Raw genomic sequence first — 19,886 nt, 5'->3', positions numbered from 1 at the left:
GGGTCCTTAATCAGTCGCTAGGATCACGAAGCCGTCGCGGATTGCGCGGCCACCGTCGGCGCTGAGCGCCTCAAAAAAAATCGCGTCGCCGCGATCACATTTTTCGCGGGTCTGGATGCGCACCGTCAGCACCGACGGCATCAGCACCATCGCGCCGAACCGGCCACCGACCTCGCTGACTCGCGCCGGATCGCCCTGCGCCTCGGCCCGCACGATCGCCGATACGGCCATCGCGAGCGTCGCGGTGCCGTGCAGGATCAGTCCGGGGAGCCCAGCGGCGGCCGCGACTGCAGCGTCAGTGTGGATCGGATTCCAGATGCGCGCGCACTCGGTGTAGATATGCGCCGCGCCGGCGCCTATCGCGATCGGAATTGCGGTGCGCGGCTGCGCGGGCGTAGTCGTCGGCGCAAGTGATCGCGGCAACTCCGCCGGATGATCGGGACCGTTGACCTCGACCTTGCGGTACAGACTCCCATAGTAAGTCGTGCAGACCGGCGTCCCGCGATGATCGACCGTCGCGAATTTCACAACCTCGAAAGCGCCCGCCGCGCGCCGCTCGACGCCGAGGACTTCGGCGGTCGTGCTCAGGCGCATCGGCGGCCGCAGCGGCCGATGGAGAATCGTATGATGCGTGGCGTGAACTCCGCGCGCGGGTTCGCCCTCCGCCATATTGGCGCGCAGCTTCGTCCGAATCGTGCCGGCCGCGGGCCACTCGAAGCAAACCGGAAAGAGCGGATGAGCGACGATCCCTCCGGGACGGCGGGTGTCGAGATAGCAGTCAGCCATGTCGTCGAGAGCGGCGGCGTAGGCCATCATCCAGCGCGCGTCGATTTCGGCCTCGACCGGCCCGACCTTGGTTCCAACCAGCGATGAATCAAGCGCCATGATCGGGGATTTTTTCACAAAACCCGTTCGGCGATCCATTCCTCCGCAGCATTCCATCTGATCGGGAAATCGCTACTGAGGTGATTTGCTGCCCGCCTGTTTGCACGGTATATCCATAGCGCGTGGCGGCCTGGCAAAGTGAAAGCGAGGGAGGAGGAGCTGCGTGGCGACAATCACGATCCGGGTTCCGGATCAGTTCCTGGCCGTGATGGACGAACTCGTCACCCAAACCGGCGCCGGCACGCGCGAGATCTACGCGCGCAACCTTCTGGCCAACATCCTTATCGATTACGAGCTGCGCAAGGAGTTCGGCGCGAACATGCAGGCGCGCACTCAGCAACTGATGGCGCTGTGGGCCTGATCTCGATTCGCGGACGCGACGATGAGCCAGGAAGATCTGTGGAAGGCGCTCGGGCGCAGTCAGATTGATCTAGCCTTCGCGGCACAGGTTAGAACCAATCCCGAAGGCTGCATCCACGATGCCGGGTATTCGCTCGATTCGCCGGAGCTGGACCAACTCAAGCAAATCATTCTAGTTCCCGCTCCGCGCGCGCTCGTCGGTCCCGAGTTGCCACTTCAGCCGCCGTTTTCCGAGGGCTCGCAGTTGCCGCCCGCGCTCGCGCAGAAATTCATGGAAGAGCAGCACAGGTTCATGGTTCGAACCATGGAGTTGCGTTTGTCGGTTACGGAAAAAGCGCTCGATGTAGTCAAGACGACCTTCGATCGCGCCGCCGGCACCTTCTCCACCATAACCTGGATGAACCGGCTCATGTTCGGCGTCGGGATCGCGCTCTTCGTGTATGCCGCCATTCTCGCGGCCTCGACTCGCACGCAGGTTTACTCGCTGCTCTTCGGGGGTCTCGGCGCGGCCAGCTTCATCACGCTGTTCATGCGCGATCCGATCGAACGCATCCAGCGTGCGCTAGCGAATCTGGTGCAAGTCCAGGTGGTGTTCATGACCTACTTCGACCAGGTGAGCTGGTGGGAGGCCTTGGCGAGTATCCCCAAAGGCAACCAGCCCGATCCGGAGCGCATTGAACGCGCGAGCGCCGGCTTGCAGCAGCGCACGATCGATGCGCTCGAGCTGCTGCATCGATTCGTCGAGGAGAGCAAGCGCCCACCTGGCACAAAGAAGGAGCGCGATCCGCAAAAGCATCCGGCCGTCCATCCGCCGAAAGATCTCACGAGCGGCAGCCAGCCGCGCTAACGCGACGGCTTAGCCTTTTGCCACTTCACTCATCATTTGTTCCAATCCTGCGCGCAGCTTCGCCGGATCCGAAGACGGCGGACTGAAAACGACGCGCGTGACGCCGACTGCGGCGAGCGCCTTGAGCGACTCGGCGCGCGGCGCCGCCATCGCGGAGAACTCGATCGCGCCGGGGTCGCGGCGGGCTTTTTTGGCTTCCTCGTGCACGAACGCGAACAGCTCTTTGAGCTTGGCCGGATCGGTGACTGTCGGAAAGAAACCGTCGCCGTATTTGCCCGCGCGCCGCGCGGCGGCCGGCGAATGGCCGCCGACGTGAATCGGGATGCCGTTTTTCTGAATTGGCTTCGGAAAGCTTTTCACATCGTGAAAATGAAAATGCTTGCCGTGGAAGCTCGCGACGTCGTCGCGCCACAGCGCGCGCATCGCCTGGATCGATTCGTCCGTGCGCGCCCCGCGAACATTGTACCCGCCGCCGAGTGAGTCGAATTCTTCCTTCATCCAGCCGCTGCCGATCCCGACCATCATCCGGCCCTTCGACAGGAGATCGAGCGTGGCGAGCTGCTTGGCCAGGTAGAGCGGATGGCGCTGCGGCAGGATGATCACGCCGGTCGAGAATTTCAGCCGTGTTGTGAGCGCGGCCGCGTAGGCGAGCGGAATCAGCGGATCCGGAATCGGCACTTCGTCGCCGCCGGGCATCGAGCCGTCCTTCGAGCCGGGATACGGCATGTGCGGCTGCGGGATGACGACGTGCTCGACCGTCCAGATTGATTCGAAGCCCAGTTGCTCGCAGTCGCGGGCAAGCTGCGCGAAGAGTTCCGGCCGGCTGAAACGGCCTGAATTGGCGAAGATAATTCCTGCTTTCAAAGGTGATTCTCCGGCGCTTGGCTCAATAGTTCGAGACGTCGCTGACTTAATTGGAACGCAGCTTGCCGACTCTTGACCTGGGCCGCGCCTCGCAGACTCGGCCGCCCCCTGTGCTCGCTTCGCTACGCTCCGCTAGTGTCGCGCGATGACTTCGTTGCCGAGTTTCTCGAGGCCGCGCGACAGGGCCTCCTTGTCGAAACCCGGCGGCGCGAGGATCACGCGCTGGATGCCGACGTCCTGCAACGGTTTGATCGCATCGGGCTTGGCGCTGCCGATGCACGATAGCTCGATCGTTGCGGCGTCGCGTCCGGCCTTCGCGGCCTCGGTGCGCATCAGCGCGAGCAGTTCTTTGAGCTTGGCCGCATCGCTGAGCGCCGGGAAAAAACCGTCACCGAGCCGTCCCGCGCGGCGCGCCGCCGCCGGTGAATGGCCGCCGATATGAATCGGCACGCCCGCCGCCTGCGCCGGCTTGGGATAGCTTATCACCGGGCCGAAATCGAAGTGCTTACCGTGAAAGCTCGACGGATTCTCGCGCCACAGACTGCGCATCGATTTGATCGCCTCGTCGGTCCGCGCGCCGCGCGTATGAAAGTCCAGTCCGAGCGCGTCGAACTCCTCCTTGAGCCAGCCCGAGCCAATTCCCAGGATGGTGCGGCCGCCCGAGAGCACGTCGAGCGTCGCCATCTCTTTCGCGACATAGAGCGGATGGCGCTGCGGCAGGATCATCACACCGGTCGCGAGTTTCACCGTTTTGGTCAACGCCGCAACAAAGCTCAGGGGCAAGAGCGGATCGGGAATCGCGATGTCCTCGCCGCCGGGAATCTTGCCGTCCTTCGAGTACGGATACGGCGTCTGATAGCCCTTCGGAATCACGACGTGCTCGACCGTCCAGAGCGACTCGAAGCCGCAGTTCTCGGCGGTCACCGCCAGATGGGCCAGCAGATCAGGATTACTGAAGGGCCCGGAATTAACGAACATCAGTCCGAACTTCATGAGAGCTCCTCGCAAAGCCAGCCGAGAGTATTACTGTTGTTTCGCCCAGCCGGTCTCGTAGGGCGCGGACATCCGGATGATCGCGCGCAGATGCTGATACTTCCACTCACCGTTGATCTTTACGTAGTCGTCTTCGTAACGGCAGGCGAGCCAGCGCGCGTCGTTTTTCTCGCGGAAGGTAAAGGGCCCGACTAGGTACCAACTCGCATGAGCGCGATCGCCGTTGACGACAATCTGCGGATTGAAGACGTTGTGCTGGGAAAAACTGATGAGCTTTTTGAAGCCCTCGAAGAGCTGGCGAATCGCCGCGTGACCCTTGGCCTGGCCGAAGTCGCCGCCCTCCCAGATGCCGTCCTCGGCAAAAATTTTCCAGATGCGATCGGGGTTGTGGTCGTCGTCGCAGATGTCGCAGTAGAACGCCTTGAGCCGCTTGATCGCCTCGACATCTTCGAGTTCCGTGATGCGTTTTTCGAGCGCCGCGTCCGCCATAGCTGAATCCTCCAGAATGGGTATATCTATCCGCGACCTTAAGCCGCCCGCGCGACAGTCGTCAAACACCCCGGGTAGCGGCTGAGGGTTAGAGGTGCCATCGGGCGGAGTAGGCTTTGCAGACAGCTTCCAGCATCGACCTGTATTCCTGCTCGACATCGATGTGAAGGCTTCTTGGATCGTTAGGATTTGGAATAAACGGCGTGTTCACATTGTCGATGAACGCCGGGATCAGCAGCACATAGTCATACCCAACAATGTGAGTGTGTCCCGGAGCGCGCGTTGGCAATTGACGGAACTTAGCAACTGTCTTGGCTGGGTCCTTGGGCCGATTCACGCTCACCGCCCAGTGAAAGTCCTTCCACAACTTCTGGTCGCCTGACGATAATCGCGGCAGTATCTGCTTGTCGAATTTAGCCTCGTTTCCCCGATACCTCGACTTAATCCGGTCCGGCACATTAAGTACACGCTCGGCCACCCCGAAGATTACCGTTGCGATGAGCACGGCTTCGGCCTTCGCTCTATGCAATACCTGCAGAGCTTCGTTGAGATCATCGAATCTGGCGTACAGATTACGATGCGCCGTGATCACGGATTTGTTTTCGACACAAACCCGCAGCTTTCCGAGATCGGGGTTACCTGCCGAGTCGGGCTCACCGACTAAAACGTCGATTTTTCGATTGCGTGCTCCCGGAGTGCGTACGTTCAACCAAGAGGTTATTTTTCCTGAGGCGAAATCCGCTTCAAATGGGACGCAACTTTCGCGCAAATCCTTCAGAAGTAGAGTGCCTATAATGTCCGAATGATCTTCGAGGCGGTGATCGTGGAAGCCCCGCTGCTTGATTTGTGTGACGACCTCGTCGAAGGGTGTGCTCATCGGTGCGTGATGCTTTCAGCGCGACCCTGCAATTCCAGCCGGATCTGCAAACCTGTTCTCCGCGGGTGTAGCCGAAGCAGATCGCCCGGAAGCGGGAGCGCTTTCAGCGCGCTACTTTGCAGTCGCAAGAAGCCATTGGCTGCGCGTTGGCAATGCTCATTCAGCCATTGCGCGGCGACCGGGGAATTCAGGTATCCGCACAAGCGCCCGATGTCGTCAGGGACTTTAGGGACGACATAGTAAACGGAGTGGCGCGGAACGAGTGTTCCGGCCTGGTCTATCCAAAACTTCGGCTTTTGCGTGATATCCTTACATAGGATTTTCGGCCGCAGAATGTCGGGCAACGGTGGTGTCTCATGAAAGGCGTACCACGGTTTGCGTCTCGCGCAAGTGCGACCCTCGAGTCGTTTGCGGATATGGGACCGTCGCAAATAGCCTCCCAGTGCGCCGAGACGACGTTCGGGCAATAGCGAACCATGGAGCGAGTAAGGAAGGAGCATCGAGTACGTGGAAGCAGATGGACCGTTGTCTGTGACCGAAGTTAATTCGCGACCGCTCATGGTAGGTAGAGCGAATTTGCGGAGTTCGTCGTTAAGCAATGCCGTCTCGCGAACGAATACCTCGTCGGCGCCGGTCGCTACTCCACAACTCACTCGGATGCAGATATCTTGGAGCGAAAGGCCATCAGTGCAGTCTTCACGCGCTCCGCTGATAATCGGCATCCAGGAATTGCCGTCGTTACTCAGTAGGCAGTATTGAGTCGTCCCACCACGCGTTCGCACCAACGAAGGTTTTGACCGCTTGCGGTTAACGACGGTTGTGATTGTTGGATAGGTAACCAAGCCTTCGAAAGCCGTTTCTGCAACTAACTCAATTTCTTCTACCTGAAGCGAACCCAAGATGCGTCGCAGCGGGCTTGCACTGGATACATACAAGAATTTCTCCGGCGTAATGAACGTGAGTATGCCATCGGGCGTCAGGCTCTTGAGCGCACGCTCGAAGAACAGCATATATAGATCGAAGCGACCGTGCGCGGTCATATATGCGGCACGAAACTGCTGCTTTTCGCTCTCGGAGAGGCTGTAGATTGATACGTACGGCGGATTGCCAACGATGAAATCGAACGTCTCCACGGGATCGAGAAGAAAGTCCGCGTCGCGTATTTGGACGCTCTTGATCCCGGCGAACGCTGCTCGCGCGTAGCGGGCCCGCCCCGGTTCGGACTCGATCCCGACCATCTTTGGCGGCGCCACGCCTTTTTTCGCGCACCAACGCAGAACCCCTGCCAGGAATGCGCCGGTTCCGCATCCGGGATCGAGCAGACTGTTGCTCTGCGTGGGTGGCCTCGTTCGGAACAGGCGGTCCACCATCTGGTCCACGATTTCCGGCGGAGTCGGCACAAACCCTCTCACGTCAGCCTCCTGGCCGAACAACTGCATCGATCTTCGTCGCCCATTGATTTATGAGAGAGCCGGGTTATAGGCAATGGTTTGCGTCATTCACGTATTCTCGACGCGGAGGCGGGTGAGCACCAGCGTCTTGATCAGCCACTTGCCGCCGAGTTTTTCGTAGGTCTCGTGATAGTGGCCCCAGCCGTGCATCGTCTTGTAGCGTGAGCCTTCGGGCCAGTAGATCAGATCTTCCATCGCGAAGATCGCGCGCGCCGCGGTCGGCGAGGTGATCTCGACTTCGGCCATGTGGCCGTGATGAATCGAGACGGCGCGCTCGACGACGCTGCGCACTAAGGCCACGACATTAGCGGCGCCGGCGGCCTTCCAGTCACTCGAATCGGCGGAGGCCGGGGTGTAATCGACGGTCGCATCGGGGGCAAAGACCGCGGTGAAGCCGGCCCAGTCCTTCATGTCCATGCAGCGGAAATAACGCGCCTTGACCTGCCGGATCTCTTCGATCGCGAGCAAGCGTTCAATGTCGGTCATGGCCTTGGTCCTCCTGGCGAAGATGATCGGGAAAGTTATCACAGCTTGACGCACATCCGTTCATCCTCGGCGGCGCCGCGCGTACTAAGATTCTTGACGCACGTCGCAGACTCCTTTGCTCGCTCCGCTCGGCAGCCCTCGCTCCGCTAGTGTTTCAGCGCTTGTTCGGGCCTCCGGCTCCGGCTAATTAAGGATCATCATGGATATTGGAAAAATCGGCATCTGGTTCTTTCTCGACGGGATGGACGCGGCGGCGAGCGTCGAGTTCGTCCGCAAGGTCGAAAAACTCGGCTACGGCGCGATGTGGATTCCCGAGGCGGTCGGCCGCGAGCCGTTCGCACATAGCGCTTATCTCGCCGCCCATACCGAGCGCCTGGTCTTCGCCACCGGTATCGCGAATATCTGGGCGCGCGATCCGATCACGATGTCGGCGGCTTCAAAGACGGTCGCCGAATTGTCAGGCGGGCGCTTCCTGCTCGGGATCGGCGTGAGCCACAAGCCGCTGGTGAACAATCTGCGCGGGCACAGCTACGACAAACCCTACAGCTACATGAAGGATTATTTGCCGAAGATGAAGAGCGCGCTCTATCGCGCGCCGGCAGCGAAGGAGGAGGTGCCGGTGGTGATCGCCGCGTTGCATCCGAAGATGCTCGCACTGGCGGCGGAGCAGACCCAGGGGACCCATACCTATTTCGTCCCGCCGGAGCATACCGCGAAGGCGCGCGCGGCGATCGGCCCTAAGCCGTGGATCTGCGCGGCGCAGGCGGTAATCCTCGAAACCGATCCGGCCAAGGCGCGCGCCGCCGCCCGCACCTATATGAAGACCTATGTGCCGCGCTTGCCGAACTACACGAACAATCTCAAAGCGCTGGGATGGGCCGACAAGGAATTCGCGAACGGCGGCAGCGACGCGCTGGTTGACGCGATCGTGGCTTGGGGCAGCGCCGACAAAATTCGCGATCGCATCGACGCGCACCTCAAGGCCGGCGCCACGCACGTCTGTATCCTGCCGCTTCGCGTGGATAGCGAAGCACTCCCTGATCCGCGCGTGATGGAAGCGCTCGCCCCCAAGCAATAACACTAGGCGGAGTGAGGCCCTGCGAACGAAGCCGAGCAGGCGAGTCTGCGAGCTGCGTTCAAATTAAGTTTTGAGGAATCCGGCTGTGAACGATCCCCGTACTGGATTCCTGCGCCGCGCCGCCTTGGCCGTCGCGCTCTTTCTCACGCCAGGCGCACTTGGCTGCGGACCCTCTCAGGAGGAGGTCCGGCAAGAGCTTCATCAGGCGAATGAGGCGCAAGCGAAAGCCGAGCACGCCGAGGAAGCCGCGCGCCAGGCTCAAGCCGCAGCGGCCGCCGCGACCGCGGCGGCCGACAAGGCGCGCAAGGATGTCGACGCGGCGACTGTCGAGATCAACCGCGTCGCCGATCATGTCGCTCAGCTGAATCGCGAACGCGATGACCAGTCAGATGACGAGGGTGACCGGTAGCTCAGTTTGCGCGGCATCGAGCCGAAGCTAAGCGCCTCGGCTCGATGATCCCGCCTCGATGAGCCGCCGCGCCTCGGAGCATCTATTTGTGCCGATGGGCGGCCCCGGCAGCGCCCGGCGACAGGTGCGCGATGAAGCCATGCGCGACATTGCTGCTATCGGTGTAGCGCCCCGCGATATAGCCGTTGTCATTGATGCCGTTGAGACTGGTCTGCGTGGCCCCGGGGTAGTCGTAAGTGAACGAACTCGCCGGGTGATTCAGGAAGTAGACGAAGCCGTGAACGACTCCGCCGCTGTCATAATAACGGCCAACGACTATGTTCTTGTTGTTGAGGCCGTGCGGGACTGTCGAGACCGAGCCCACGGGATCGAATGTAGTGACCGTGCCATTGGCCGCGCGCATGTACCCGTGACATCCGCAAGTTGCTTCCAATGTTAGCGGGTCGGTGGTGCTGTAGGTGCCGACAGCGACGTCGCCATTATTGATTGCGGTCGCGAAGTCACCTGCCGCGCCGCTAACGTCGAAGTCCGTCTCCACTCCACTCACTACGACAAACGATTCATTGTGGACAGTAGCGGTGGCGGCGCCAAACTCGCCTGCCAGATCACCCTGATCGTTGATGCCAAAAGCCGCTGTGAAGGCGCTTCCGGCTGCACTCACGTCGAAGGTAGTAAAAGTTCCGCTGTTCAGCGTGAAACCATGGAAGACGCCGTTCGCATCGAGGTAATCGCCCGCCATGGTGTTGGAATTGTTCATCTGATCCGGTTGGGTGAAGGTTACCGCGTTGGGGTCCATCTGCGGGATGATAAAGGCGCCGCCAAACGGACGATACCCAACCTCAGCCCCGGCTGCGGTATTCAAGTCGAAATCGGTGTTGCCCGAATTGTTAACGTCTTGAACGCGAGTGCCGATCACACCGGCGGCCGGATAATCAATTTTCGGAATCACGATTTTGATCGCTGGGCTGCCGCCGGCATAGCCATAATCCGGAATCATCAGCAGAACGGCGGCAACACCGAATAAAAGGAGTTGTTTGAGACCCATCGTTAAACCTACCAGTTTAGAAATCGATTATGCTAATCTGCATGTCTAAACGTGCTTCGAGAGAAATTAACTCAGTCTAACTGAACAGTCAAGCCGTAATCATAACTACACGCGACACCTCGCAGTTACACCTAGAGCTCAGGTTTTGCGCGACTGAAGAGATGTTTGGAGACAGCGGATCGTAATCTAGTCAGAAAAGAGACGCATCAGCTCTATTTGGAGAGCAGCAACATCCGTTCGATTTCGTCGTGCAGCAGGCCATTGGAGGCGACGAAGCCCTTGAGCTTCACCGACGCCTGATTGAAACGGATCGCTTTGCCGTCGAGATCGGTGACGCGCCCGCCAGCCTCGATCACCAGTGCGGCACCCGAGGCGATGTCCCATTCGCTCTTTGGCGTCAGCGTGAAAGTCGCGTCGGCGCGACCAGCGGCGACCAACGCGAGCTTATAGGCGACGCTGCCGATCGGGTCGATCTTGATGCGATGCTCGTAGCCCTTCCACTCCCCGCGCGAGGTTTCGCTGCGGCTGGCGAGCACCGTCGCGTGATCGAGCGACGGCCGCGGCGTGACCGCGGCAGGTTGGCCGTTGAGGGTCACTCCCGCGCCGCGCGCGCCGGCAAAGAGCTCGTCGCGGATCGGATTGTAGGTGACACCAACGACCGGGACGCCCTGCTCGGCCAGCGCGATCGCGACGACGAACTCAGGAATCCCCTTGATGAATTCCTTGGTGCCGTCCAGCGGATCGACGATCCAGACCCGGTCGTGACGCAGGCGCGCGCCGTCGTCGGCGGTCTCCTCGGAGAGCCAGCCGTAGCCGGGAAAGCCGTCGTGCAGGAGTTCCTTCAGCTTGTGATCGGCTTCGAAATCCGCCGTCGTGACGGGATTGTCCTTGCCCTTTTGATCGATCGTGAAGCCGCGATCCCGATAGTGGCGCCGCAGGATTTCGCCGGCCTCAAGCGCCGCGGCCTCTGCGGCCTTGAGCTCGCGGGCAAATTCATGAGTGGTGGTAGAGACCGTTCGAGGGTTTTCAATCTTCGACATGATGTGACGACGATACTATCTGAGGCGCGTGTCTGATTCAGGACGCTTTCTTCGGCTGGATCCTTATTTTGCCGCAGTCTCGCGGACTCGCTTGCGCGGCTTTGCTGAGGCTCTGCCTGATCGTCGCCGCACTTTTTCATACGCAGCCAACAGTTCACTCATCATCCGCTCGCGCTGTTCGTACAACCGGCGCGGCGGCCGCGGCTTGCGCCGCGCGAGTGCGTACGCGGTGATCAGCGGCAGCGCGACCGTCGAATCAACGTAGCAGACCACCGAATCGGGCAACCGTTCGGGATCGATCTTGCCCCAGCTCACCGCCTCGTTCGGCGTCGCACCCGAGAGGCCGCCGGTATCCGGCCGCGCGTCGGTGACCTGCAGGAAGTAGTCGTGACCCTTCTCCGCCACGCCCATCACCTCCTGAATCTGCGGCTCGGTTTGGAGCACGAAGTTCTTCGGCGAGCCGCCGCCGAGGATGAAGACGCTGCTGTTCAGGCCGTGCGACTTCGCCGCATAGACGATCGCCGCGGTCTCGTTGACGTCGCTGAGCGGATCGATCCGCAGCTGGTAGCCTTCGAGTTCGAGCAGCGCGAGGTTCATCCCGATCGACGAATCGCCGGGCGACGAGGTGTAGACCGGCACGGCGTATTCATGCGCCGCGGCCAGGATCGAGCGCCGCTTGAGCTTGAGGACGCGCTCGCGCTCGGCGACGTAACGGCCGGCGCGATAATGAAATTCCGCGGTGCCCATCGGATGCTGAAACTCCTCATTGCGCGCCAGTTCGCGGAAAAAGGCGTCGGTCGAGAGCAGCACGTGGTAGTCGAAAAAAATATCGTAGATGCGCACGACGCCCGCCTTGCGCAGCGCTACGTCGTCGGTCTCGGCTGAGCCCTGATACATCTTGAGGCCGATCCCGAAATGCGTATCGTGATATAGATTGGCGCCGGTCGAGACGATCCAGTCAATAAAACCGTTTTCGATGAGCGGGATGAGGCACGACATGCCGAGCCCGGCCGGGGTCAACGCGCCGGTGATGCTCATCCCGACGACGGCGTCGGCCGCCAGCATCTTTTCGGCGAACAGCCGGCAAGCCTCGCGCAGGCGGCGGCCGTTGTAGGCCAAAAAGGCCGTATCGATCAGCTCGGCCGCGGTCATGTCGCCGCGCACAGGACGCGGCTCGATCGCCGCGCCGCTCAGGAAGCGGTTATTCTTCTTCGCTGCGGACATAGGGTTGCGGCCTCCGGCGAGGTTGCGGTCGCACGAATCCTAACGACAGGATCGGCGCGAGGCTAGTTGAACCGAGCACAGCAGTCCGCGCGCAAGATTAGACGGCCGCAAACGGAGCGGGGCGGCTCGATTGAGCCGCCCCGCGCATCATTCATTCATTTATAGAGCTTATGGGATATACGCGGTCAGGCGCGCCCGTGACGCAGGAGCTTGCCCGGCGTCGCCCCGGTGCAATTGCCCTCGCTGAAGGTCTCGACGCCGTTGACGATGATCGAGCGGTAGCCCTTCGAGCGCTGCACCCGCCGCCATTCGCCGCCCGGCAGATCGTGGACGATCTCGCCGACCCAGTCCGGCTCGATCCCGAGGCCGTTGAGGTCATACACCACGACATCCGCCGCAGCGCCCTCGCGCAGCACGCCGCGATCGCGGAAGCCCGCCGCGTGCGCAGGCAGCGCCGACATGCGGTAGTGCGCCTCTTCGAGCGTGATGCGCTGTTCGTCGCGCACCAGCCAGCGCAGGAAATCGGTCGTGAACGCCCCGCCGGTGAAGAACTTGGTGTGCGCTCCGCCGTCCGAAACGCCGGGGAAGGTGAACTGCGAGTTGTTGATGATCTCGGCCATGTACTCGGGGTTGAAACCGCGATTGGGGCCGAGGAATTCAGCCTTGAGGCCGGTCGCCACGGCGATATCGAGCATCGCTTCGATCGGATGCTTGCCCTCTTCCATCCCAATCTGGCCGAGCGACTTGCCGACATGCTTTTCGAGCTCTTCGTTATTCTCGACCCACTGCACGATCAGATGCTTCGGATGGCCGCCGACGCCGGCCTGGATCGCCTTGAAGTTCATGTCGCAGTTGTCGTTGGCGTGGACGACCGCTGCGCGCCGCGCCGGATCCTGCATCTTGGCGAGCTTCTCTTCTTTCGTGCCGATTGTCAGGTCGCGCCATTCGGGCAGCGTGTCATAGAGGTTCCAGTTCTCGAGTGTGAAGGCGAAGCCGCTGCGGACCGTGCCTGCCTGACCGAAGATCTGACGCCCCTTCGCGCGGTTGCGTTCGACGAAGCGCATGCTGCGGCGATGGATTTCCGGGTTGGCGCGCGTCGGGATGATCGCCTGCCAGAGGATCGGCCGCTGCGATTCGTCCGCCAGCTTCTCGACGAAGGCCAGGTCATGGCGCGCGTCGCCGGTGCCCTGTGTGATCTCCATGAAACCTTCGTCACGCCGGCGCAGCACGCGGCCGAGGTTCAGGATGTCCTCGTCGCACATCGTGTCGGTGACCATCGGTGAGCCGTCAAAGTCGGCCTGCACCGAATTCGGTCCGAGCCGCTGAATCGAGAAGCCGCAGAGCCCCGCGTCCATCCCTTCGTCGAGCAGCCGCGCCATCTCGACCCGCTCCTGCTCGGTCGCCGGCCGCGTCTTCGCCGCCTCGAGGCCCATCACGTAGGTCATCAGCGAGGCGGTCGGCATGTACTGGATGCAGTTGACGCCCTTGGGGGTCCGATCCAATGAATCGAGATACTGCGGGATGGTCTCCCAATCCCACTTGATCCCGGCCTTCATCGACGCGAAGGGAATCGCCTCGGTGCGCGTCATCGTGAGCATCGAGCGCTCGATGAACTCAGGCTTGCAGGGCGCGAAGCCGAAGCCGCAGTTACCGAGCACCAGCGACGTCACGCCGTGCCATCCGGAGATCGTGCAGTAAGGATCCCAGCGGATTTGCGCGTCGTAATGGGTGTGCAGATCGACGAAGCCTGGCGCGACGATCAGGCCGTTGGCGTCGATCACCTTTTTGGCAAAGCCCGGCGAGCGTCCGCCGAGCTGGGCGACCTTGCCGTCTTTGATCCAGACGTCGCCCTGGTAGCGCGGGACGCGCGTGCCATCGACGATCGTGCCACCCTTGATTTGGATATCGTAATCAGCCATTTGCGGTTCCCTCCTCGATTGGTAAGGACTGCCTCGATTGGTAGGACTGGGCGTCCTGACTTTTACATAACCGTTATAGATTCCAACACCAGATTTGCTTATAGCAAAAAGCAGCCCCGTTTCACCAGCGCTCAAAGCAGAGCGCCGAAGCTGCTGGTCACCAGCGCGCCGGGGTTCGGGATGGTTTGCGGCGTGACAAATCCCGGCGCGTTGCGGGTTGGATTCTCGACGAAGCGCTGCGCGACATCGGCCATGTATGGGTCGCTATTGCCGGCAAGCGTCTGAAGCACAGTCAGCGCGCCTGAGGTGCCGATATCGCCGAGGATCTGCGCGGCCAACATCTGGTCGCCGAGGTTGGCGCTGACGGCCCAGGTGGTCGCGTCCCCGAGCCCCGCGGCGGGGTTGCCTAGTACGCGCTGTATCTTATCGACTTCAGCCTGGAGGCAAGTGCTGGGCGACGCGGCGAGCTGAGCCTGAAGTGCAGCAAGCTGACTCTGATAAAACGGCGCGTACTGAGGTTGCGTGCTCACGTTCGCATAACTGCCGCCGCTCCAGGCGTAAACCACGGGCCAGACCGTGGTGCAATAGCCGTACACTTGCGGGTACGCCAGATAAGCGTGGACGACCAGTTCAGAGGTGCCGTTGCCGAGCAAATCTTGCACCCCGCTGGTAACGTCGTCGCTGGCATCCGGCAATGCGGCATCCAGGGCGTTCCATTGGAAGCCGGCCGAGGTTAGATCGACGATGTCAATGTCGGAGGATGCGCAATGACCGGCGATTAAGGTGAGATTGCCGGAGTTGCGGAAGTTGGCGAATTTTATCGCACAGACCATCCCTTCGGTACTGCCGAGATTGGTGATGAATGTCCGCACGGTATCGATCGGCGGGGGATTCGCCGCAAGGCTAGGCGAGGCGCTAGTTGACCAGTTGTATGACGATAGTGGCGACGGAACCGACGTCGGCAGCGGCGACGGAACAGTCGTGGGCATCGCCGCTGCGAACAGTAGCGATGGGACCAGCGCCAGGAAGACTGAGAAGCCGATAGTTAGCTTGTTCATTAGAGTACTCAATCGACCTCAAAGGCCGCCCGGGTTGGAAATTGTTTGCTGCTCCACGGGATCGGGCTGAGTTTGGCCGAAAGAGAGGTCGGTCTGTGCGGCAGCCGCGACAACCGGGTTGCTATCACTAGCTAGTGTTTGGAGCGAGCTTATCGCCTGCGAAGTTCCGATATCAGCGAGAATTGAGGCAGCGAATTCCCGCACGCTGGGATCACTGCTACTTGCCCATGTCGTCGCGTTTGACAACCCCGCAGTGGGTGTGCCAAGCACTCGCTGCAGTTTGTCGATTTCAGCCTGAAGGCAATCGCTCGGTAAAGTCGTGTATTGATTTTGCAGCGATGCAAGGAGTTGTTGGTAGAATGGCTGGTACTGAGCCTGCGTGCTGACATAACTGTAGCTAGTGCCGGTCCAGGCATAGATCACTGGCCAACTGCTCGCACAATGGCTTGAGCCCTGGTAGTCGGTAATCTGGCTATAAACTACAAGCTCCACGCCGCCATTATGCAGCACGTCCTGGGGTCCGGTGCCAACGTCGCTGCTGGAGTCTCTAAAACCGTCCGTTTCATTCCATACAAAACCGGCTGTGGTTCTATCTACAATATCGATCTCAGAGCTACAACCTCCTAAATCGCCGGGGTTTGCCAGCAACGTCAGATTTCCGGTCGATGGGTTGAGGGGAACGAACTTAAACGCGCACAAGTTGTCCGCCTGGAAACCGTCCACGTTCTGTATAAATGTAGTCACCACCGCGAGCGGCGGGGGATTGGCCGCCAAATTAGGCGAGGCGCTTATCGCCCAATTGTACGAGGACAGCGGCGGGACTGGAGTTGGAGTCGGCGTGGTCTGCGCAAATAGTAGGGTTGGCGTGAGCAGCGCGTAGAGTGTGATTAACTTTAGACTCTTATGCACGGACTTCACCAAATCTTTCAGTTGCCGGGTCACCGTCCGTAAGTATAAAACCGGTGGGATCGGTGATCGAGACACTATTGACCGTGATCGTAGGAATTTTCTGAGTGAGGTGTGCGCAGAGCGCAATTGTCTGCGGGGCGGACTCAGAACCGATCGGCTCGCGGCCAAAAGTCCGGGTCCAGTTGATCGGGCTCGAACTCGTAGTGATCGCCTCGAGCGTCTGGGCGTGCGCCCGCACCGCGAACAGGAGGCAGGCAGTAGCCGACAGAGATAAGATGAAGGCGCCGCCAGGCGAATGACGAAATAGTCTATTTAGTTGCCGAAGGGCGCGGGGGGGTGCGATGCATGCCTCTATACTCCGCCAGAAGCTTGGCTTCTACACCATTCGTTAGCAACCAAGCAACAATCGGACAGCAAAGCAAGCGGCGGTAGCTCCACAATCGCTCAATTATCCAGGCTTCCGAGCTCGCTCCTTTATTGAAGCCCCATTAACTCCTGGAAGTTACTCGCGTAAAAGCGGTCTTTCGCTGACTCGCTGATACCCGCCATCGATTCCTCGAAACGCTTGAGCGGATTGCGCCCGCCCTCGATATGCGGATAGTCCGACGAGAACAGGAAGAGTTCTTCGCCGCCCTGCTCGATAATCCAGCCCGCCGGTTCGGTTGGATGGGGCGTAAACTTGAGCTGACGGCGGACGTAATCCGACGCCTTCATCGGCAGCGCGAGGCCGGGCTCGGTGCGGGCGAAGGCATTCTGCGCGACATCGAGACGCTTGAGCCACGGCACGACCCACAGCGCGCCGAGTTCGATGACGCCGCCGCGCAAGCGCGGAAACTGCTCGAAGGTGCCGTCGAGCACCATCGCGCTGAGAAAGGGTTCGGCCGATCCGTGGAGCATCATGAACTCCTTGGAATCGACGTCCTCACCACCGCCGAGAAAGCCTCTGCGCGGGCCGCGGCCGTTGTTGCGATATTCGTTGGGCATCGGGGTTTCGCCCGCGCCGACGTGCAGCATGAAGGGGACGTTGGCCTCCTGCAGACGGCCCCACACCCTGTCGAAATCCGGATGACTGGGAGACTTGTCGCCGGCCGGATGCGCCGGAATCCAGAAGGTGCCGCAGCCGGCCTTGAGCCCCTCGTCGATCTCGCGCTCGGCGCGGCGGGCGTCGTCGAGCGGGAGAAAGCCCGCCGCGATCATGCGCTTGTCGCTCTTGCAGAAATCGACCATCGCGCGGTTCAGCGCCCGAGCACCGCCGTAGAGCAGGTCCGGGTCATGCTCGCGTTGCTTGAAGGTCCCCCAGAACTGGCTCATCGCAAGCGAGCTGAAGACCACCTGCCGGTTGAAACCGAGAAGGTCCAACGCGCGGACGCGTTCGTCCGGATCGAAGGCGCCGAGCGCCTCCCAGCCCTTGATGAACATGAAATTCTTCTCGATCTCGACTTCGTCCCAATGGCTCGCGTCGAATTTACCCTTGAACGCGTGATCGACCATGGTGCCGGACTTCGAGAAATCCAGTGGTTTGAGCAGTTCGCGGGTCTTAGCGTCGGCATACTCGGCCAGCCAGCCGGCTGGCTCCATCAGATGAGCGTCGGCGTCGTTATAGACGCGTCCTTCGGCGTACGGCATCGGTTCGGTTCCTCCCTGACTAGCCTGCGGTGAGGCGCTTTATCTGGATAGTAACACTTCTCGCCGAGTGCAAGAGTAAATTAGTTGAGCATCAGGGAGTTCGAGCATGGATCAACCGAACGCGCCGTCGTCCGACAGCTCCTCGCGCGAGCGCGAGGAAAGCTCTTTCGCGAGTGATGTCGCCTTCACCCCCGCAGTCAAAGCCTTTCAGGAGCGTCGCGGCTCGCGCACGGCCTATCACAAGATGGAGCAGACGCGCGGCTGGCATACGACGATAACGGCCGATCTCGCAGACTTCATCGCCGAGCGCGACAGCGTCTACCTGGCAACCGCCAATGCCACCTGCCAGCCTTACGTGCAGCATCGCGGCGGCCCTAAGGGCTTCATTCGCGTGATCGATGATCACACGCTCGGTTTTGCCGATTACGCCGGCAATCGGCAATACATAACCACCGGCAACCTGGCCGAGAATGATCGCGCCTTCCTCTTCCTGATGGACTATGCCAACTCGCGGCGCTTCAAGATCTGGGGCCGGGCACGAATCGTCGAGGACGATTCTGAGCTGATCGCGCGGCTGATGCCCGACGATTACGCGGCCAAGCCCGAGCAGGCGATCATCTTCAAAGTCGAGGCTTGGGACACGAACTGCCATCAGCATATTCCACGCAAGCTCGACGCTGCCGACGTGGTCCCAGCGTTTGAGCATCTGCAGGCGCGCGTCGCGCAACTCGAAGCGGAAAATGCGCGACTCCGTGAGAACCTCACGCGCAAATAGGTAAGAGCGTCGCAAAGGTGCTATGCTCGCGGCGGAGGAGCAGCCTATTATGGTTGAGAAGATAATTGATCTAATCGGGATCTCATCGAACTCGATCGAGGACGCGGTGCAACTCGCGCTGGCGCGGGCGGGCGTCACGATCAAGGGCATCAATCACGCGCACATCGAGGACATCTCCGCCAAGGTCGAGAATAACCAGGTCACGCAATGGAGAGTGGTGCTGAAGGCGGCGTTCGAGGTTCGCGATCAACTACACGAATAGCGGGCCTATGCACGAATAACGTGCTTGCGTTGACCGGACCGGAAAGCTGGGCACTCGTCTAGAGCGCCGGCAGGCCGGTATCAGCGCCAGGCAAGGAACCGATCGGACACCGCCAAACCGACGCTGCACGCGCGGTTATAGTCGAGTAGTCCGGTCCAGAAAGACAGGAATATGCCAGAAGCAAAAGTAGCCGAATCGCAGGCCCACGTAACCGCGCCGCAGGCCAAAGTAGCCGAGGTCCATCCGGGGATTTACGAGATTTTTCTGCCGCTGCCGATGCGGCCGACGATCATCAATGTTTACCTGGTGGATTGTCACGGCGCGTGGGCGCTGGTCGACACCGGGATGAACACCCCCGATAGCATCGCGACGCTGGAAGCCGCCTTCATGCAGGTCGGCGCGAAACTCGAAAATCTCAACACCCTTATCGGGACCCATCATCACGTCGATCACTTCGGCAGTTCCGCGACGATCAAGGATCGCAGCGGCGCGCGCACCTACCTCCACGACCTCGAGGTCGAGCGAGTCAACCGGATGCTGACCTTCGGACCGCCGTCGGCGCGGCCTGATGCCGTCGAGTTTTTCCGCACCCACGGCTTCCCGATTGACGACCATCCGCCCGAGGGGATGCGGCCGATGTGGTTCGGCAGCAATATGTACAACCCGCTGCCGCAACCGGATCAGTATCTCAACGACGGCGACGTCATCCGCGTCGGGGACCGCGAATTCGAGGTGATTTGGACGCCCGGTCACGCGCCGGGCCATTGCGTCATTTATATGCGCAAGGAGAAGGTGCTGATCGTCGGCGATCACCTGTTGCCCAAGATCACGCCGCACGTCGGCCTTTACCCTTCACTCCCATCGGGCAATCCGCTTGGTGACTTCATCCGATCGCAGCTCAAGATTCAGCGTTTCGATGTCGAACTGGTGTTGCCGGCGCACGGCGGCGTTTTTCACGACCATCGCCATCGCGCGAATCAGCTAATCGAGCATCATCGCTATCGCGAGGCCGAGATGCTGGATTTGGTCAAGCGCAAGCCGCTGTGCGCCTTCGATGTCGCCCAGCAGATTTTCGGCGGCGAGGAGCGGCCGATTTTTCACGTGATGGCGGCGACCTTCGAGACGTTGGCCCATCTCGAACTCGCACGTATCGAAGGGCGTGCCCGTCGTACCGAGCGCGATGGCCGCGCACTCTATCAGACGGTGTAATTCAAAGGTGTAGCTTTACGATCGCGAGCGCAGCGCTGAGTAGGTTCATACTGTTGGACTCGGGACGGCCTCGACACCGT

The 19,886-nt window shown here is 60.8% G+C and carries 21 protein-coding genes; 7 read left to right on the top strand and 14 right to left on the bottom strand.

What is annotated here, in order from left to right:
* Positions 1 to 6 precede the first annotated feature (6 nt).
* Positions 7 to 924 (bottom strand): MaoC/PaaZ C-terminal domain-containing protein, encoded by a 918-nt coding sequence (locus VKS22_05095; GenBank protein ID HLW69979.1) that lies wholly within the window; start codon positions 922 to 924, stop codon positions 7 to 9.
* Positions 925 to 1,048: 124 nt separating this feature from the next.
* Here VKS22_05095 and VKS22_05090 point away from each other — a divergent pair, with 124 nt between their 5' ends.
* Positions 1,049 to 1,246, top strand: coding sequence for a hypothetical protein (locus tag VKS22_05090; GenBank protein HLW69978.1), 198 nt, complete (start codon positions 1,049 to 1,051; stop codon positions 1,244 to 1,246).
* A gap of 21 nt (positions 1,247 to 1,267) precedes the next feature.
* Positions 1,268 to 2,092 carry a hypothetical protein gene (locus VKS22_05085; GenBank protein ID HLW69977.1) on the top strand — a complete coding sequence of 275 codons (825 nt, stop codon included), beginning with the start codon at positions 1,268 to 1,270 and terminating at the stop codon, positions 2,090 to 2,092.
* Between the two features lie 9 nt (positions 2,093 to 2,101).
* Here VKS22_05085 and VKS22_05080 read toward each other — a convergent pair whose 3' ends face one another.
* The 6 genes from VKS22_05080 to VKS22_05055 all read right to left on the bottom strand — a co-directional run bounded on the left by VKS22_05080 (position 2,102) and on the right by VKS22_05055 (position 7,252).
* On the bottom strand, positions 2,102 to 2,956 hold the full coding sequence (locus VKS22_05080) for an LLM class F420-dependent oxidoreductase (GenBank protein HLW69976.1): 855 nt from the start codon (positions 2,954 to 2,956) through the stop codon (positions 2,102 to 2,104).
* 132 nt (positions 2,957 to 3,088) lie between these two features.
* Positions 3,089 to 3,949 (bottom strand): LLM class F420-dependent oxidoreductase, encoded by an 861-nt coding sequence (locus VKS22_05075; GenBank protein HLW69975.1) that lies wholly within the window; start codon positions 3,947 to 3,949, stop codon positions 3,089 to 3,091.
* A 30-nt stretch (positions 3,950 to 3,979) separates the two neighbouring features.
* Positions 3,980 to 4,438 (bottom strand): nuclear transport factor 2 family protein, encoded by a 459-nt coding sequence (locus tag VKS22_05070; protein HLW69974.1) that lies wholly within the window; start codon positions 4,436 to 4,438, stop codon positions 3,980 to 3,982.
* An 88-nt stretch (positions 4,439 to 4,526) separates the two neighbouring features.
* Positions 4,527 to 5,315 (bottom strand): hypothetical protein, encoded by a 789-nt coding sequence (locus tag VKS22_05065; GenBank protein ID HLW69973.1) that lies wholly within the window; start codon positions 5,313 to 5,315, stop codon positions 4,527 to 4,529.
* The gene (locus tag VKS22_05060; protein HLW69972.1) at positions 5,312 to 6,754 is read right to left on the bottom strand and encodes an N-6 DNA methylase; all 1,443 of its coding nucleotides are present in this window, start codon (positions 6,752 to 6,754) and stop codon (positions 5,312 to 5,314) included. The genes VKS22_05065 and VKS22_05060 overlap by 4 nt, the downstream gene beginning before the upstream one ends.
* A 60-nt stretch (positions 6,755 to 6,814) precedes the next feature.
* Entirely contained in the window at positions 6,815 to 7,252 is a 438-nt protein-coding gene (locus VKS22_05055; GenBank protein ID HLW69971.1) for a nuclear transport factor 2 family protein, read from the bottom strand.
* 199 nt (positions 7,253 to 7,451) lie between these two features.
* On the opposite strand from VKS22_05055, the gene VKS22_05050 reads away from it, so the two are divergent.
* Complete coding sequence (locus VKS22_05050) at positions 7,452 to 8,330, top strand: TIGR03620 family F420-dependent LLM class oxidoreductase (GenBank protein ID HLW69970.1); 879 nt, start codon at positions 7,452 to 7,454, stop codon at positions 8,328 to 8,330.
* 85 nt (positions 8,331 to 8,415) lie between these two features.
* Positions 8,416 to 8,739 (top strand): hypothetical protein, encoded by a 324-nt coding sequence (locus VKS22_05045; protein ID HLW69969.1) that lies wholly within the window; start codon positions 8,416 to 8,418, stop codon positions 8,737 to 8,739.
* 82 nt (positions 8,740 to 8,821) lie between these two features.
* On the opposite strand, the gene VKS22_05040 is transcribed toward VKS22_05045, so the two are convergent.
* The 7 genes from VKS22_05040 to VKS22_05010 form a co-directional block, all read right to left on the bottom strand.
* Positions 8,822 to 9,784 (bottom strand): hypothetical protein, encoded by a 963-nt coding sequence (locus tag VKS22_05040; protein ID HLW69968.1) that lies wholly within the window; start codon positions 9,782 to 9,784, stop codon positions 8,822 to 8,824.
* Positions 9,785 to 9,996: 212 nt separating this feature from the next.
* Positions 9,997 to 10,824: a 3'(2'),5'-bisphosphate nucleotidase CysQ gene (locus VKS22_05035; protein HLW69967.1), complete on the bottom strand. Its 828-nt coding sequence runs from the start codon at positions 10,822 to 10,824 to the stop codon at positions 9,997 to 9,999.
* A gap of 63 nt (positions 10,825 to 10,887) precedes the next feature.
* A complete protein-coding gene (gene speY / locus VKS22_05030) occupies positions 10,888 to 12,048 on the bottom strand; it encodes a deoxyhypusine synthase (protein HLW69966.1) in 1,161 nt (386 codons plus the stop codon).
* A 185-nt stretch (positions 12,049 to 12,233) separates the two neighbouring features.
* On the bottom strand, positions 12,234 to 13,967 hold the full coding sequence (locus VKS22_05025; GenBank protein HLW69965.1) for an amidohydrolase family protein: 1,734 nt from the start codon (positions 13,965 to 13,967) through the stop codon (positions 12,234 to 12,236).
* Positions 13,968 to 14,098: 131 nt separating this feature from the next.
* Positions 14,099 to 15,025: a hypothetical protein gene (locus VKS22_05020; protein HLW69964.1), complete on the bottom strand. Its 927-nt coding sequence runs from the start codon at positions 15,023 to 15,025 to the stop codon at positions 14,099 to 14,101.
* A gap of 18 nt (positions 15,026 to 15,043) precedes the next feature.
* Positions 15,044 to 15,967 (bottom strand): HEAT repeat domain-containing protein, encoded by a 924-nt coding sequence (locus VKS22_05015; GenBank protein ID HLW69963.1) that lies wholly within the window; start codon positions 15,965 to 15,967, stop codon positions 15,044 to 15,046.
* Between the two features lie 441 nt (positions 15,968 to 16,408).
* Positions 16,409 to 17,560 (bottom strand): amidohydrolase family protein, encoded by a 1,152-nt coding sequence (locus VKS22_05010; GenBank protein ID HLW69962.1) that lies wholly within the window; start codon positions 17,558 to 17,560, stop codon positions 16,409 to 16,411.
* Between the two features lie 106 nt (positions 17,561 to 17,666).
* On the opposite strand from VKS22_05010, the gene VKS22_05005 reads away from it, so the two are divergent.
* From VKS22_05005 to VKS22_04995, 3 genes are all read left to right on the top strand, one after another.
* A complete protein-coding gene (locus tag VKS22_05005) occupies positions 17,667 to 18,335 on the top strand; it encodes a pyridoxamine 5'-phosphate oxidase family protein (GenBank protein HLW69961.1) in 669 nt (222 codons plus the stop codon).
* A 49-nt stretch (positions 18,336 to 18,384) separates the two neighbouring features.
* Positions 18,385 to 18,597 (top strand): dodecin family protein, encoded by a 213-nt coding sequence (locus VKS22_05000; GenBank protein ID HLW69960.1) that lies wholly within the window; start codon positions 18,385 to 18,387, stop codon positions 18,595 to 18,597.
* 171 nt (positions 18,598 to 18,768) lie between these two features.
* Positions 18,769 to 19,806, top strand: a complete 1,038-nt coding sequence (locus tag VKS22_04995) for an MBL fold metallo-hydrolase (GenBank protein ID HLW69959.1) — start codon at positions 18,769 to 18,771, stop codon at positions 19,804 to 19,806.
* The last annotated feature ends 80 nt before the right edge of the window (positions 19,807 to 19,886 follow it).

It is taken from the genome of Candidatus Binataceae bacterium, assembly GCA_035308025.1.
Lineage (GTDB): Bacteria > Desulfobacterota > Binatia > Binatales > Binataceae > JAJPHI01.
Note: the sequence above shows the minus strand (reverse complement) of the source record. Positions and strands in the feature narration are given on the sequence as shown.

Bases quoted from the DNA above. Each gene is read 5' to 3' on its own strand.
- VKS22_05060 (HLW69972.1), bottom strand. From the start codon at position 6,754: ATGCAGTTGTTCGGCCAGGAGGCTGACGTGAGAGGGTTTGTGCCGACT.
- VKS22_05020 (HLW69964.1), bottom strand. From the start codon at position 15,025: ATGAACAAGCTAACTATCGGCTTCTCAGTCTTCCTGGCGCTGGTCCCA.
- VKS22_05050 (HLW69970.1), top strand. From the start codon at position 7,452: ATGGATATTGGAAAAATCGGCATCTGGTTCTTTCTCGACGGGATGGAC.
- VKS22_05000 (HLW69960.1), top strand. From the start codon at position 18,385: ATGGTTGAGAAGATAATTGATCTAATCGGGATCTCATCGAACTCGATC.
- VKS22_04995 (HLW69959.1), top strand. From the start codon at position 18,769: ATGCCAGAAGCAAAAGTAGCCGAATCGCAGGCCCACGTAACCGCGCCG.
- speY (HLW69966.1), bottom strand. From the start codon at position 12,048: ATGTCCGCAGCGAAGAAGAATAACCGCTTCCTGAGCGGCGCGGCGATC.
- VKS22_05035 (HLW69967.1), bottom strand. From the start codon at position 10,824: ATGTCGAAGATTGAAAACCCTCGAACGGTCTCTACCACCACTCATGAA.
- VKS22_05055 (HLW69971.1), bottom strand. From the start codon at position 7,252: ATGACCGACATTGAACGCTTGCTCGCGATCGAAGAGATCCGGCAGGTC.
- VKS22_05040 (HLW69968.1), bottom strand. From the start codon at position 9,784: ATGGGTCTCAAACAACTCCTTTTATTCGGTGTTGCCGCCGTTCTGCTG.
- VKS22_05065 (HLW69973.1), bottom strand. From the start codon at position 5,315: ATGAGCACACCCTTCGACGAGGTCGTCACACAAATCAAGCAGCGGGGC.
- VKS22_05085 (HLW69977.1), top strand. From the start codon at position 1,268: ATGAGCCAGGAAGATCTGTGGAAGGCGCTCGGGCGCAGTCAGATTGAT.
- VKS22_05010 (HLW69962.1), bottom strand. From the start codon at position 17,560: ATGCCGTACGCCGAAGGACGCGTCTATAACGACGCCGACGCTCATCTG.
- VKS22_05005 (HLW69961.1), top strand. From the start codon at position 17,667: ATGGATCAACCGAACGCGCCGTCGTCCGACAGCTCCTCGCGCGAGCGC.
- VKS22_05025 (HLW69965.1), bottom strand. From the start codon at position 13,967: ATGGCTGATTACGATATCCAAATCAAGGGTGGCACGATCGTCGATGGC.
- VKS22_05075 (HLW69975.1), bottom strand. From the start codon at position 3,949: ATGAAGTTCGGACTGATGTTCGTTAATTCCGGGCCCTTCAGTAATCCT.
- VKS22_05070 (HLW69974.1), bottom strand. From the start codon at position 4,438: ATGGCGGACGCGGCGCTCGAAAAACGCATCACGGAACTCGAAGATGTC.
- VKS22_05095 (HLW69979.1), bottom strand. From the start codon at position 924: ATGGATCGCCGAACGGGTTTTGTGAAAAAATCCCCGATCATGGCGCTT.